The sequence below is a fragment of the Asticcacaulis machinosus genome (assembly GCF_028550435.1).
GTDB classification, from domain to species: domain Bacteria; phylum Pseudomonadota; class Alphaproteobacteria; order Caulobacterales; family Caulobacteraceae; genus Asticcacaulis; species Asticcacaulis machinosus.
Genome location: NZ_JAQQKV010000001.1, coordinates 327,924 through 342,453, shown reverse-complemented (window position 1 = coordinate 342,453; position 14,530 = coordinate 327,924). Strand labels below are relative to the sequence as shown.

The following is a 14,530-nucleotide window of genomic DNA, read 5'->3' as shown; positions in this document are numbered from 1 at the left end:
TCTTACTCGGCGGCCACAGACAGCTTTGGCGCACGGACAGCGGAACATTCCGCCATAGCCACGCTGGCTCTAGCTATCGGGTTGGTCAGGTAGAAATCCTTGATATTTGACTTAAAGACTCGGTCAGAGACCTCGCCCTTAGCACCCAGGGTTTTGACATCAAAGCTTTTTTGTGAAGGCTTCACATCTATCCGCCCAAATGTCGGGTGATCGGCGATCAATTTGGCACGCAGATCAGACTGGCTGTCGTATGGCAGGGTCTTGCCCAAAGCTTCGGACAGGGCGCGCATAATGGCCCAATCTTCTTTAGCTTCGCCCTTGGGGAATACGGCGCGCTCTGCAATTTGTACACGTCCTTCAAGATTGACATAGATGCCTGATTTTTCCGTATAGGCGGCGGACGGCAAGATCACGTCCGCAATCGCGGCACCCGCATCACCATGATGGCCGATATAAACGACAAAGCTGCCTTTAAGCTTTGTCGTATCGACTTCATCCGCCCCAAGCAGAACGACAACGTCAAGGCCACCAGCCAACATCGCCTCAGTATCGAGACCACCAGCTTGCGGAATGAAGCCGATATCTAAGCCGGCAACCCGCGACGCCGCCTGATGGACGATATTGAAACCGTTCCAGTCGGCGCGTACAATATCATAAGCGCTCAGGATTTCGGACGCGATCAGGTTCAGAATAGCCGCCCCGTCAGCGCCCGAAATCGCCCCATTACCGACCAGAACGGCGGGCTTTTTCGCGTTTTTCAGAACATCACGGAAAGAATGTTTTTTTAGATCTTTCAGTGCCTTTGGCCCTGCACCTAAATGCACGTAATCATAGGTGAGGTCATAAGGCTCACCGATAACCGCCACCTGCACGTCGCCCTTGAGCCATGATTTACGGATGCGGGCATTGATCAGGGCCGCTTCATTGCGCAGATCTGTCCCGATCATCAAAATAGCGTCGGCGTCTTCGATGCCGCTGATACTGGTATTGAACAGATAGGCTTCACGCGCAGCGCCGCCAACCTTTGAACCGTCCTGACGGCAATCCAGATTGTTGACACCCAAAGAGGCGAACAGATCCTTGGTGGCCTTCAACCCTTCGGCATCGATAAGGTCACCGGCGATCACACCGATTTTGTCGGGCGAAGTCGCTTTTAATTTGCCAGCAACCGCACCCAAGGCTTCCGCCCAAGTGGTCGCTTGTAAATTGCCAGCTTTGCGGACGTAAGGTTTATCAAGGCGTTGACGAGATAAACCGTCGACTGCATAGCGCGTTTTGTCGGTGATCCATTCTTCGTTGATGTCTTCCTTAAGGCGCGGCAAAGCGCGCAGAACCGTTGGGCCACGGTAATCGAGACGAATATGCGCCCCCAGCGCATCCATGACGTCAATCGATTCAACCTTTTGCAATTCCCACGGCCGGTAATTAAATGACCACGGTTTATGGGTCAAAGCGCCGACCGGACACAGATCGTTCAGATTGCCCGATAATTCGGATGAGACAGCCTGTTCAAGATAGGAAGTGATCTCTGCATTTTCCCCGCGTGAGATCATGCCCATTTCGGTGACCCCGGCAACTTCGGTGCTGAAACGCACGCAACGGGTGCATTGAATGCAGCGCGTCATAAACGTCTTGATAGTCGGGCCAAGATATTTTTCTTCAACGGCACGCTTATTCTCAGCATAGCGCGAACCGCCGCGGCCATAACCCATAGCCTGATCCTGAAGGTCACATTCACCGCCCTGATCGCAAATTGGGCAATCAAGCGGGTGATTGATCAGCAGGAATTCCATCACCCCTTCGCGGGCCTTTTTGACCATTGGCGTATTGGTGAAAATTTCCTGCCCTTCAGCGGCTGGCAGGGCGCATGAAGCTTGCGGCTTTGGCGGTCCGGGCTTGACCTCAACCAGACACATCCGGCAGTTACCTGCGATCGACAGGCGCTCATGGTAACAGAAACGCGGGATTTCCTCCCCCGCCAGTTCAGCTACCTGAAGCACGGTCATGCCGGGATCGAATTCGACCTCAACGCCGTTGACTTTTGCTTTCGCCATAGGCCTCAAACCTCATTCAGTAACGCAAGTATCGTTGGATAACTGCGCGAAAATACTAACAATTTATCAGAACCAAGACCTGTCGCCAGCGACATAATCTTCATGGAACTTCTGCTCGGACTTGAGCAGGTAGATGATAAGCTCGATAAACGATATCAGAGCGGCGGCTATGCCGGGGATGACCAGAAACCACCCTACTGTCCCGCACACCAGCATGATGACACCGGCGGTGTTCTTGCCCAGATAAAACTTGTGCACACCCCAGATGCCGAAGAAAAAGGTCAAAAGGGCTGCCACCCATTTGTTCTTATCGGACAGGCCTGTGGAGACGACATAAACGCTAACGGCCCGGCCATCGGACGCTTCAAAATCAACGGTCGATCCCGTCGCAACGGAACGGGCGCCGCCCATAAGGTCTGCTCGGGTAAAGCCATAGCGTACGCCGTCATCACCGCTGATGAGGCCCTGAGCTAGGCTATCGTCGTATGACAGAACTTTCCCGCGCATATCCCCTACTCCGCAGCAATCGAATGGCCGGCCACGTTAGACTTACGTGAACGGTAAAGCGTGATACGGTCCTCGATCTCATGGCGGAAATGGCGGATCAAACCCTGAATCGGCCAGGCCGCCGCATCCCCCAACGCACAGATCGTGTGGCCCTCAACCTGAGTTGTCACTTCAAGCAACATATCAATTTCAGAGGGATCGGCATCGCCTTTGACCATGCGCTCCATCACCCGCCACATCCAGCCCGTACCTTCACGGCATGGCGTGCACTGACCGCAGCTTTCATGCTTATAGAAGTAACTGAGGCGGGCAATGGCGCGGATCAGATCGGTCGACTTATCCATGACGATAACCGCAGCCGTTCCCAAACCGGAACGTAGGGCGCGCAGGCTGTCAAAATCCATGGGCAGGTTTTCGCACTGCTCGGCCGGAATCATCGGCACCGACGATCCACCTGGAATAACGGCCTTGAGATTGCCCCAGCCGCCACGAATCCCACCACAATGGTCTTCGATCAGTTGACGGAACGGGATCGACATAGCTTCTTCGACGTTACAAGGGCGTTCGACATGGCCTGAAATACAGAACAGCTTAGTTCCGGTATTGTTAGGCGCGCCAAAGGAGGCAAACCATTCGGCACCGCGGCGCAGGATCGTGCCAACAACCGCGATTGATTCGACATTGTTCACCGTTGTCGGGCAACCATAAAGCCCGGCACCCGCCGGGAAAGGCGGCTTCAGACGCGGTTGCCCCTTTTTGCCTTCAAGTGATTCCAAAAGGGCCGTTTCTTCACCGCAGATGTAGGCGCCAGCACCATGATGAACGTAAACATCAAAATCCCAGCCGTGGACGTTATTTTTGCCGATGAGCTTGGCTTCATAAGCTTGTTTAACCGCCGCCTCTAACCGCTCGCGTTCAAAGACATATTCGCCGCGCAGATAGATATAACAGGCATGAGCCTGCATGGCGAACGACGCGATCAGGCAACCTTCGATCAAAAGGTGCGGATCGTGGCGCATGATCTCGCGGTCTTTGCAGGTGCCGGGTTCAGATTCATCGGCATTGACGACCAGATAGTGCGGGCGATCCTTGACCTCTTTCGGCATGAACGACCATTTCAATCCGGTCGAAAACCCCGCCCCACCCCGACCGCGCAGGCCAGAGTTTTTGACATTAGTGATGATCCACTCGCGCCCATAGGACAAAATATCCTTGGTCGCGTTCCAGCAACCGCGCTGCTTTGCCCCCTCAAGGCCCCAATCCTGGAAACCATAGAGGTTGGTGAAAATGCGATCTTTATCTTCGAGAATACCCAGTGTTTTGGCCATGTTACGCATTTGCCTCCGGAACGGGTGCATTCGGAATTTTGACAGGCTTGGAGGCCGAGCCATCATAAAGCTTCGGATCAAGCAGGGACGTCGCTCCGCCAATCGGCTCAGAGGTATGACGACCATTATAAGGGCCAGCCTTGGGCGATTTACCTGCGGCAAAATCATCAATGATCTGCGCCAGATTTTCCGGCGTCAGGTCTTCATAGAAGTAATCATTGATCTGAGCCATAGGCGCATTGGTGCAGGCCCCCAGACATTCAACTTCCTGCCAGGTAAATTTACCATCGGCAGACAGCTTGTCTTTGGCGCCGATCTTGGATTTACAAACTTCCATCAGCTTGTCGGAGCCCCGCAACATGCACGGCGTCGTGCCGCACACCTGAATGAGCGCGGCGGAACCGACGGGCTCCAGCATGAACATAGTGTAGAAGGTCGCGACCTCATAAACACGAATCTGAGCCATGCCCAGCATCTTGGCAATCGCGGAAATAGCGGGCTCACTGACCCAGCCCTCCTGCTTTTGGACCAGCCACAAAATGGGAATGACCGCCGATTGACGACGGTTATCAGGGTATTTGGCAATCCACCAGTTAGCCTTTTCAAGCGTTTCCGGCTTGAAGGCAAAGCTTTCGGGCTGCTCTTTGGCGAGGCGGCGAACAGACATCAGGCCTCTCTCTCACTATTAAAGAAAAAACAGATCATTGTTTAGCCGCGGCCTCCCAACGGTCGGAACGGGCCTTCGTCATACGTAGGCTGGCTGCCTTGACGAACGGCAGGCGCTTGGCCAGCAGCATGGAGACCACAGCTACAGCGATAGAGCCCATAATCAATGGGGATCCCGCGTCCTGCGGATTAAATTCGATGTAAACGCGCACCGAAAAGATGATGGCCAGCATGGGCGCATAGGATACTATAGTTTCCAACAGAATATCCTTCAGATACCCTTTTTGCCCACCAGGGTGATACGACCACGCGGCTTTACCCAGCAGGTAGCGCAGGTAAACAGCAACGGTCAGAAAGCCTAATGACAGCGCGAAAGCCAGCCAGATATTCATCAGCGGTCAACCTCACCGAACACGATATCCAGCGAGCCCAGGATAGCTGATACGTCAGCCAGCATATGGCCGCGATTCATCCAGTCCATAGCCTGAAGGTGGGCAAAGCCCGGCGCCCGGATCTTACACTTATAGGGCTTGTTGGTTCCGTCCGACACCAGATAGACCCCGAACTCTCCCTTGGGCGCTTCGACGCAGGCATAGACTTCGCCCTCAGGGGTCTTGAAACCTTCGGTATAGAGCTTGAAGTGATGGATCAACGCTTCCATCGAGTTTTTCATCTCGGCGCGGCGTGGCGGCGTGATCTTATGGTCGGTGGATAGAACCTCCCCCGGCGTTACCCGAAGTTTATCAATACATTGCTGCATCAGGCTGACCGAAACCCGCATCTCTTCGACACGGCATAGATAACGATCCCAGCAGTCGCCGTTTTTGCCGATGACGATATCAAAATCGAGTTCATCGTAGCATTCATAGGGCTGGGATTTGCGCAGATCCCATTCGACGCCCGACCCACGGATCATGACACCAGAGAAGCCCCAGTCGAACGCTTCCTGAACTGAGACGACACCGATATCGACATTGCGCTGCTTGAAAATACGGTTTTCAGTCACCAGAGACTCAATATCATTCAGCGCGCGCGGGAACTCTTTGCACCACTGCTCAATATCATCGATCAGTTCCGGCGTCAGATCCTGATGGACGCCACCTGGGCGGAAGTAATTAGCGTGCAACCGTGCCCCGCAGGCACGCTCATAGAACACCATCAGCTTTTCGCGCTCTTCAAAGCCCCACAAGGGAGGCGTCAGCGCACCGACGTCCATGGCCTGAGTGGTGATGTTCAGGAGATGATTTAGTACGCGGCCGATTTCAGAGAATAGTACCCGGATCAACTGCGCACGCTTAGGCACGTCAACGCCCAGAAGCTTTTCGATCGCCAGGCAAAAGGCGTGCTCCTGATTCATAGGTGCTACGTAATCAAGGCGATCAAAATAGGGAATATTTTGCAGATAGGTGCGATATTCCATCAGCTTTTCGGTGCCGCGGTGCAGCAGGCCGATGTGCGGATCGACACGTTCAACGATTTCACCGTCAAGGTCAAGCACCAGACGTAAAACGCCGTGAGCCGCCGGGTGCTGAGGACCGAAATTGATCGTGAACTTGCGGTCGTCAAAATTCTGACGCGTAAGCTCGCTCTTGAGATCGTTCTGGGGCTTCACATCATCCGCCATGATCACATCCTTCTATCCCACTACCCGAAAACAGCCAGTCTGAACCGGCGATTCCGCGAAATTTACTCGTCCAGCGTCGGTCTGCGCGTCAATGCGACAAGCAGACCGGCCACCAGAGTGATAATGCCAAAACCGGAAACCACCAGCGTCGACAAGTCAAAACTATGCGTCGTCACCAACTGCACCACTGGCGTTGCCAGAAGCACGGCTGAAGCCCCCAAAAGTGCGGCCTGCGTTTCCGCTGCCGTAAAGCGCCGCACCGCAGCCCCAAAAATTAATATCGCCACACCGACGATGATCGACATCCCTGTCGTCGCCATGCCTTCATCCGGTATGTCGGGTGAGCGCGTAAACCAGCCGGTCAATTTCATGCCGATGGTAAACAGATATGCTGCCGACAAACTGACGGCAAAAAACTTTACTGCCGACCGTACCGATTTAAACCTACCCATAACGCCCCCCGTTTCAGGTTATTTAGCTGCTTATCTAGCTACTGGCCTTCTCATCTCCCGGCAGGACATAGGACGCGCCCTCCCACGGAGACATAAAGTCAAATTTACGGAACTCCTGAACCAGTTTTACAGGCTCATAAACCACGCGCTTTTGCGCTTCGTCGTAACGTACCTCGACATGGCCGGTCATCGGGAAATCCTTGCGCAAAGGATGGCCTTCAAAACCGTAATCCGTTAGCAACCGGCGCAGATCCGGGTGATTGGCGAATAAGATACCATACATATCAAAAGCTTCGCGCTCATACCAATCAGCGTTAGGATAAACGTCACGAAGACTGGCTACCGGCACGACTTCATCCGTCATAACCTTGACCCGAATACGCAGGTTCTGGGTCAACGACAAAAGATGGTACACGACATCAAAGCGAAGATCACGCTTAGGATAATCCACGCCCGTCAGATCAATAAGCTGATGGAAGCGATAATACTCGCCGTCTTTCAGCTTGGTCATGATCTCGATAATGCGCTCGCGTTCAACCATCAGCGTCAGTTCACCATAAGCGAACGTCACATCCAGAACGCCATCCTTGAAATCGGCCCTGGCACGTTCGGCGAGGTTATTCAGTTTATCTAACGACATACCACCCTCCCCTTATCGTGCGATCGTGCCGTTACGGCGGATCTTCTTCTGCAATTGCAGGAGGCCGTACAGCAGTGCTTCAGCCGATGGCGGACAACCGGGCACATAGACATCCACCGGCACAACCCGGTCACAACCACGAACTACCGAATAGCTGTAGTGATAATAACCGCCACCATTCGCGCAACTGCCCATCGACAGCACATAACGGGGGTCAGGCATTTGGTCGTACACTTTTCGCAACGCCGGCGCCATTTTGTTGGTCAGGGTGCCCGCTACGATCATAAGGTCGGATTGGCGCGGTGACGCGCGCGGCGCCATACCAAAACGCTCCATGTCATAACGCGGCATGGAGGCCTGCATCATTTCAACGGCACAACAGGCCAAACCGAACGTCATCCACATCAGAGAGCCGGTGCGCGCCCACGTGATGACATCATCGGCCGCCGCGACCAGAAAACCTTTTTCGTTCAGTTCTGCGGAGACCTGCTCGAAAAACTTGTCGTGGATATCAGGGTTATAACCTTCAACGCGTGAACGGCCCGCCATTCCGGCAGATAAGGTTGTACCCGTAGATAAAGGCTGGCCCGATGTTGAAATCAGGCCACTATTGGAAAGGTCTACTCCCATTCCAGGGCTCCTTTTTTCCACTCATAAATAAAGCCAACGGTCAGGATGGTCAGGAAAGACATCATCGACCAAAAGGCAAACTCCATACCCGCCTGGGGCAAATCAAACATAGAGACTGCCCACGGAAAGAGAAACGCGACTTCGAGGTCAAAGATAATGAACAGAATCGAAACCAGATAAAACCGCACGTCAAATTTCTGGCGCGCACTATCAAAAGCATTAAAGCCACATTCATAAGCCGAGAGCTTTTCGGTGTCCGGGGCCTTTGGTGCCAGAACCAGCGCCGCAAAGATAAAGCCAAGCCCTAAAACGGCAGCTATACCCATGAAAATGATGACCGGAAGATATTGCAGCAAAAGCGCGTTCATCGGAAACCTCAAATGAGTCCTTTATCTAAAAGTGCTGTTACACCTTAAGGACGGCTGGAATCAAGAAGCGTATTAGACCAACCTTTGCACCGCGGCAAACACTCAAAAGGATCAAATTGCGTGTTTTTTGATTTTTGCGTTATTTTTAAAAGCTATTGAGAATTAATCGCATTTTGCAATCAGCCTTCCACAGCCATTTCAAAATTTAGAGCTTTTCAGAAACTCGGCGCTTGACACCGCCCCCTCGCCCGAACTATCTAGCGCACCTCCTGACAGGGCATGGTTGCCAGACCTTAAAATCTCGGCCACACTGTCTTATCGAGAAACTAAAATTTCAGAATGCGGGTGTAGCTCAGTTGGTTAGAGTATCGGCCTGTCACGCCGAGGGTCGCGGGTTCGAGTCCCGTCACTCGCGCCACTTATTTAACGTAGGTGGCAACCGCTTCTGAAATTCAGGTTTACGCAGGGCATTAGGGATGCGGGTGTAGCTCAGTTGGTTAGAGTATCGGCCTGTCACGCCGAGGGTCGCGGGTTCGAGTCCCGTCACTCGCGCCACTTAAAATTTTAAGTGGCTCCGCATCTCTTTTACTATCCTATGTATTGCAAACCGCAGGCGCAAAGCCTCGCGGTTTTTTTTCGTTTAGACGCTTCCCGTCGCAACGCATTTGCAATTTTTCCTAACTGACATATAAAAGCCCACATTCGTGCCAATGTTCGCCGCAAATTCGGTTTTTGAGGCATCACCAATACAATGTAACGGTATCGACATGTGGGCTGCCTCCGCCAGTTAAAGCGTATTCCCCAGTTTTCATAAAATAATCAGACCTCCACCGGGCCCTTGGCTCTGTTTCCGACACTTCTGAAAGTAGCCAGATGCGTAAATCACACCTTCGCAACGCCACAGCCATCGGCCTGATTCTGGCCGCGGGCATATCCGCTCACACGGCGTCTGCCGAAACCAGTATTACAACTGAGCGCACAACGCCGATTGCCACCTCTACTGCCAATAACGGCGCGGCGGATGATGTGAAAATTGCTGCGGCAGGCTCTATTAAACTGGCGAGCGGCACGGCTATCACTCTGGATTCAAATCATAAAGTAACAACCGAGGGCGCCATTAACATGGCGTCTTCAGCAGATAATTCCACAGGTATACTGGTAAATGGCGGAACGACTGGTGAAGTTTCAGTAAAGTCGAATATCACTGTCACAGACAATTATACGCCTGCAGATTCAACGACTGATGATGATGATTTTGTCGACGGAGAATTTGCGACCGGCACCGGACGTTACGGCATTCGCCTTGTAGGGGCGTCACCTTTCACCGGTAAGATTGAAGTTACCAGCGCGTCTGTTATTACCATTGAAGGTAATCAGTCTTACGGTATCAGGCTCGAATCCCCTCTGGCAGGTAATTTCAGCTTTGATGGCGCAATCGCGGCCACGGGTACGGATACTAAAGGTATTTCGATTGAAAACAATGTCACTGGCAATGTCTATGTCAGCGGCACTATCAATACTCTTGGCCAAAACGCTACAGCTTTAAATTTGACTGGCAACGTCAGTGGCTCTGTTATCCTTGATGGAACGATCAGCGGCACGGGTTACAGGTTCACTTCGGCCTTAACCGATGCCCAACTGGCTTTGCTCGATCCGGACGATCTTTACCAGAACGGCCCTCTTGTCAGCATATCGGGCAATTTGTCTAAAGGCTTGCTGCTTAATGCTACTGTGGCTGCTGATACGACGAATACAGATATCGATGGTGACGGCACTCTGGATGCGAATCAGACAACGGCCAATTTGACTCAATATGGTGGATCTCCGGCATTACTCATCGGGTCTGCGACACAGGATATTACGCTCAATAGCGTTGTGACCGCCAAAGCGACTGACAGTTTTGGCCTGGTCGTCAAAGGCAACGTCAATTCGGCGGGGCTATATAAAGACGTAAATACCACGGCAATACAGATTGGCGGCCTGGGCCGTAATGTTGTGCTCCAAAACGGCCTTTCCATACAAGGCAATGTTAATTCTGTGGGTACGAAGGGTAATGCGACCGGCGTTTCTCTTTTAAGCGGCGCCAATGTCGCCAACTTTGTAAATTCCGGAAACATCCGCGTAACCACGACGACGTTAAATAATAATAGTGCGATCGCTGTAGACATAGCGGCCGGTGCGGTAGTGCCTGCGATTAATAACAGTGGGACATTGTCGGCCAGTGGCGGGGGGACGACCGCAAGCGCAATCGCTGTGCGCGACAGATCAAATAGCCTCACAACCTTTAATAACACCGGCTTCATCACCGCTGTAACAGCGCCAGGTGATGAGAATAATGACGGTATTGCTGATACGTCCCTTAACCGGGGCATTGCCATTGATACGCGTACGAACAGCGCAGGCCTGACCCTCACCCAAACCGATACCAAGCCTGATGACGACACGGTGGCAGCGCCCTTTATCCAGGGTGATATCTTACTCGGCTCCGGTAATGACGCATTGACCGTTAATGGCGGTCAGATCATCGGAAATATCGACTTTGGCGCTGGGGCCAACAGTCTGTTGCTTGATAAAAAAGCCGTTGTCTTAGGTAAAATCACGGGCTCCGGCAGTGTGGCCCTCAATGTGGCTGAAGCCCGCCTTGGGCTTACTGGCGGTTCGCAAGTAAACCTGTCATCACTGCGCTTAGGGGCCAAATCAGAACTTTACGTCGTGCTGGATCCGGATACAGCTACGACCCCGGTTCTGATTAATTCCGGCACGACGACGATCGATAGCGGCGCAAAAGTGTTGCTGTCTTTGACCGAACTCATCAAAAGCCCTGTCCAGTTTACCGTCATGACGGGCAGCAATATTAATATTGCTAATCTTGATGCGGCCACTTTGGATCAGAATGTACCGTGGCTTTACAAGGCGGCATTATCGACAGGCACCGGAGGAACCAATCTTTATGCTGACTTCCGCCTCAAAACACAGGTAGAATCGGGGCTGTCTGTCAATGAGTACAGTGCTTTGGATGCCATCCTGACGGCGGCGCAAACCGATACTGCAACCTCATTAGCGCTGTTGGCCCAAACGAATCAGAGCGGCTTTGATACCGTCTATTCAGCGTTCCTGCCGGATTATTCGGGCGAAGCCTTGCTAACCCTCTCGAAGGGTCATGAGGCCCTAAACCATTCCCTTAGCAAGCAGTCCTTCCTGCCTTCAAATGGCGAAACTCAGTACTGGCTGCAAGAATACGGCTTCCATATGGAGCGTGAACGCGGCGACACCACGGGCTTTAAATCTACAGGCTTCGCCTTTGCCGGCGGTGCCGAACGTGGCCTGATGGGCAATCAAGCCGTGGGCATTTATCTGGCTTATACGACGACGACACCTGAAGATACGTTCGCAGCCCCAAACGAATCGTCGTCAACTTCTGACCTGAGCATCGGCGGTTACTGGCGTCTGTATAACGAGAACTTCAAGGCGTGGGCCAGTGCTGGCGTCGGTCGTGCAACATTCGATTCCAAGCGTGAATTGATTTCAAGCCAAAAAGTCATGGTCACCGAAGCTGACTGGAGCGGCATCAGCTATTCCGGGAACCTTGGTGCATCTTATGAAGCGGCAATGGGACCGGTGAGCATTCGTCCGCAAGTTGGCATCGACTTCTACGCTCTTAGCGAAGACGACCGCACCGAGACAGGCGGCGGTTCAAGCTTTGACCTGACAGTCGAGTCACGCGATAGCCATCTGGCCAGCGCCAGCGCTCTCGTTGTCTTCGGGCGTGCCAATAAACGTGCTCTAATCCAACCAGAGATTTGGGTTGGTTATCGCCAAAACGTGTCGGTTGAAATCGCGGATACCACAGCCCGCTTTGGTGCCGGCAATCCGTTCACCCTCACCGGCGGTGATGTTGAAGGTGGCAGCCCGGTCGTGGGATTCCGTATTGGTGCCGCTAATGAATACGGATATCTGGCCATTGAAGCCGAAGCTGAAAAATACGATTCTTACGAAAACTATTCCGTCAGTCTGCGCACTGGCTTTAAGTTCTAAAACAAAATGGGCGGCTTTCACGAGCCGCCCTTTATTCGACATAAAAAAAACGGGCTCCGATGGGGCCCGTTTTTTTTAATAGATCACTCTTATCCTTCAATTTCAGCCGAGGCTTCAATTTCCACCAGCCATTCCGGATTTATCAAAGCATTTGTGCCTATAAAGGATGACGCGGGACGAATATCCCCAAAGATTTCACCGTGCGCCCGTGCGGCCTGCTTCCACAGCGACATATCCGTGATGAATGTGCGGGTACGGATAATATCAGAGGCTTCACCGCCAGCCGCTTCAACGGCCTTGATAATGATTTCCAGACACGCTTTGGTCTGTTCATAGGCATCACCAATACCCGCCGTTTTACCATCGCGAATTGGAGCGGTTCCTGATACTTCGATGCGGTTTCCCGAACGAACGGCACGGGAAAAGCCGATTTCACCTTCAAAGGGTGACCCTGATGAGACTAGCTGACGCATATTTTTTCTCCCATTAGACTAAGCGACTTCTAACCTTGGCCGCGTCTATAAAGCTTTTGAAAAGCGGATGCGGTGTAAACGGCCGCGATTTGTATTCCGGGTGGTATTGAACGGCAACAAACCAAGGATGATCGTCGCGCTCTATGATTTCAGGCAACAGGCCATCCGGCGACATGCCCGAAAATTTGAGGCCACATGCCTCAAGGCGGGGAATGTAATCGCGGTTAACCTCATAACGATGGCGATGGCGTTCTGATATAGCCGTATCACCGTATATGCGCGAAACCAACGACCCCTCAGCCAGACTGGCTTCAAATGCCCCCAAGCGCATAGTGCCGCCCAGATTGCCGCCTGCAGCGCGCTTGGCCAACTCATTGCCATTCAGCCATTCGGTCATGAGGCCGACAACCGGCTCATTGGTTTCACCAAATTCGGTAGACGATGCGATCTCAATACCCGCTTGATTACGCGCCGCTTCAATCACAGCCATCTGCATACCAAAGCAAATGCCGAAATACGGAATCTTGTTTTCACGCGCAAACCTTACGGCTTCAATTTTACCCGCAGCGCCACGTTCACCAAACCCACCCGGCACCAGAATAGCGTGTACGCTCTCCAAGCGCTGACGCACCAGGTCGGCATCTTTTTCAAACGTCTCAGCCTCAACCCAATCGATCTTTACACGGACATTGTTGGCCATTCCACCATGATAAATAGCTTCTATCAATGACTTATAAGCATCTTTTAAGACGGTATATTTGCCGACAACTGCGATATTCACCTCACCGTCCGGATAGGAATAGCGTTGTGATATGTCCTTCCATAGTGACAGATCAGGATCCGGCGCATTGTCGATGCCAAATACCGACAGCACTTCGCTATCAAAACCCTGATGATGGTAGTCAATCGGGACAGCGTAGATATTTTCTGAATCAAGCGCCTGAATGACGGCTGATTCGCGGACGTTACAAAACTGACCGATCTTACGGCGTTCTTCCTTCGGGATTTCCTGCTCACAGCGGCACAGCAAAATATCCGGCGTAATGCCAATTGACCGAAGCTCCTTGACCGAATGCTGGGTCGGCTTGGTCTTCATCTCCCCCGCCGTTTTAACGAAGGGCAATAAGGTCAGATGAATAAAACAGCATTGCCTGCGTGGTAACTCCTGACCCAACTGACGGATGGCTTCAAAGAAGGGCAAACCCTCGATGTCCCCAACTGTGCCACCGATTTCAACCAGAATGAAATCGGCGTCGCCCTGATCACTCAGGACAAAGGCTTTGATCTGATCTGTGACGTGCGGAATGACCTGAACCGTAGCCCCCAGATAGTCGCCCCGGCGCTCTTTCTCGATGATGTTGGAATAGATGCGGCCGGTAGTGATGTTGTCAGATTTGCGGGCATTGACACCGGTAAAGCGCTCATAGTGGCCCAGATCCAGGTCCGTCTCAGCGCCATCGTCGGTAACAAATACCTCGCCATGCTGGTAAGGGCTCATCGTACCGGGGTCTACGTTAAGATAAGGATCCAGCTTTCTCAGGCGAACCTTATAGCCGCGCGCCTGAAGCAGCGCCCCCAGAGCAGCCGAGGCTAATCCCTTGCCCAGCGAAGACACCACGCCGCCGGTAATAAATATAAAACGGGCCCCTTCGGGTTGCTCTGACATGGTTCGGCCTTAACTCTTAGAAATATTACAAAGAAAAAGCGGCCCAAAATTATCAATAATGAGCCACTTCAAAAATTTAAGTTCAAC

The 14,530-nt window shown here is 52.5% G+C and carries 13 protein-coding genes and 2 tRNA genes; 3 read left to right on the top strand and 12 right to left on the bottom strand.

Features of this window, described 5'->3' with window-relative positions:
• Window positions 1-2: 2 nt before the first annotated feature.
• The 10 genes from nuoG to PQU98_RS01580 all read right to left on the bottom strand — a co-directional run bounded on the left by nuoG (window position 3) and on the right by PQU98_RS01580 (window position 8,269).
• Window positions 3-2,054: an NADH-quinone oxidoreductase subunit NuoG gene (nuoG, locus tag PQU98_RS01625; RefSeq protein ID WP_272743134.1), complete on the bottom strand. Its 2,052-nt coding sequence runs from the start codon at window positions 2,052-2,054 to the stop codon at window positions 3-5.
• A 66-nt stretch (window positions 2,055-2,120) separates the two neighbouring features.
• Window positions 2,121-2,561, bottom strand: coding sequence for a TM2 domain-containing protein (locus PQU98_RS01620; protein WP_272743133.1), 441 nt, complete (start codon window positions 2,559-2,561; stop codon window positions 2,121-2,123).
• A 5-nt stretch (window positions 2,562-2,566) separates the two neighbouring features.
• Window positions 2,567-3,889: an NADH-quinone oxidoreductase subunit NuoF gene (gene nuoF, locus PQU98_RS01615; RefSeq protein WP_272743132.1), complete on the bottom strand. Its 1,323-nt coding sequence runs from the start codon at window positions 3,887-3,889 to the stop codon at window positions 2,567-2,569.
• Between the two features lies 1 nt (window position 3,890).
• Entirely contained in the window at window positions 3,891-4,556 is a 666-nt protein-coding gene (nuoE, locus tag PQU98_RS01610; RefSeq protein WP_272743131.1) for an NADH-quinone oxidoreductase subunit NuoE, read from the bottom strand.
• Window positions 4,557-4,590: 34 nt separating this feature from the next.
• Entirely contained in the window at window positions 4,591-4,947 is a 357-nt protein-coding gene (locus tag PQU98_RS01605; RefSeq protein ID WP_272743130.1) for a hypothetical protein, read from the bottom strand.
• Window positions 4,947-6,179, bottom strand: coding sequence for an NADH-quinone oxidoreductase subunit D (locus tag PQU98_RS01600; RefSeq protein ID WP_272743129.1), 1,233 nt, complete (start codon window positions 6,177-6,179; stop codon window positions 4,947-4,949). The genes PQU98_RS01605 and PQU98_RS01600 overlap by 1 nt, the downstream gene beginning before the upstream one ends.
• A gap of 62 nt (window positions 6,180-6,241) precedes the next feature.
• The gene (locus PQU98_RS01595) at window positions 6,242-6,631 is read right to left on the bottom strand and encodes a hypothetical protein (protein ID WP_272743128.1); all 390 of its coding nucleotides are present in this window, start codon (window positions 6,629-6,631) and stop codon (window positions 6,242-6,244) included.
• A gap of 34 nt (window positions 6,632-6,665) precedes the next feature.
• Window positions 6,666-7,271: an NADH-quinone oxidoreductase subunit C gene (locus tag PQU98_RS01590; protein ID WP_272743127.1), complete on the bottom strand. Its 606-nt coding sequence runs from the start codon at window positions 7,269-7,271 to the stop codon at window positions 6,666-6,668.
• A 12-nt stretch (window positions 7,272-7,283) separates the two neighbouring features.
• Entirely contained in the window at window positions 7,284-7,820 is a 537-nt protein-coding gene (locus PQU98_RS01585) for a NuoB/complex I 20 kDa subunit family protein (protein ID WP_272744470.1), read from the bottom strand.
• Between the two features lie 71 nt (window positions 7,821-7,891).
• On the bottom strand, window positions 7,892-8,269 hold the full coding sequence (locus PQU98_RS01580) for an NADH-quinone oxidoreductase subunit A (RefSeq protein ID WP_272743126.1): 378 nt from the start codon (window positions 8,267-8,269) through the stop codon (window positions 7,892-7,894).
• 341 nt (window positions 8,270-8,610) lie between these two features.
• Between PQU98_RS01580 and PQU98_RS01575 the strand changes: the two genes are divergently transcribed.
• The 3 genes from PQU98_RS01575 to PQU98_RS01565 all read left to right on the top strand — a co-directional run bounded on the left by PQU98_RS01575 (window position 8,611) and on the right by PQU98_RS01565 (window position 12,304).
• Window positions 8,611-8,687 (top strand) — tRNA-Asp (locus PQU98_RS01575).
• 60 nt (window positions 8,688-8,747) lie between these two features.
• Window positions 8,748-8,824: transfer RNA gene (locus PQU98_RS01570), tRNA-Asp, on the top strand.
• Window positions 8,825-9,142: 318 nt separating this feature from the next.
• On the top strand, window positions 9,143-12,304 hold the full coding sequence (locus PQU98_RS01565) for an autotransporter outer membrane beta-barrel domain-containing protein (protein WP_272743125.1): 3,162 nt from the start codon (window positions 9,143-9,145) through the stop codon (window positions 12,302-12,304).
• A gap of 89 nt (window positions 12,305-12,393) precedes the next feature.
• Here the strand turns inward: PQU98_RS01565 and PQU98_RS01560 are convergent, their stop codons facing one another.
• Together PQU98_RS01560 and pyrG are read right to left on the bottom strand one after the other, a co-directional pair.
• Complete coding sequence (locus PQU98_RS01560; RefSeq protein ID WP_272743124.1) at window positions 12,394-12,777, bottom strand: RidA family protein; 384 nt, start codon at window positions 12,775-12,777, stop codon at window positions 12,394-12,396.
• A gap of 13 nt (window positions 12,778-12,790) precedes the next feature.
• Window positions 12,791-14,443, bottom strand: a complete 1,653-nt coding sequence (gene pyrG / locus PQU98_RS01555) for a CTP synthase (RefSeq protein ID WP_272743123.1) — start codon at window positions 14,441-14,443, stop codon at window positions 12,791-12,793.
• Window positions 14,444-14,530: the final 87 nt, after the last annotated feature.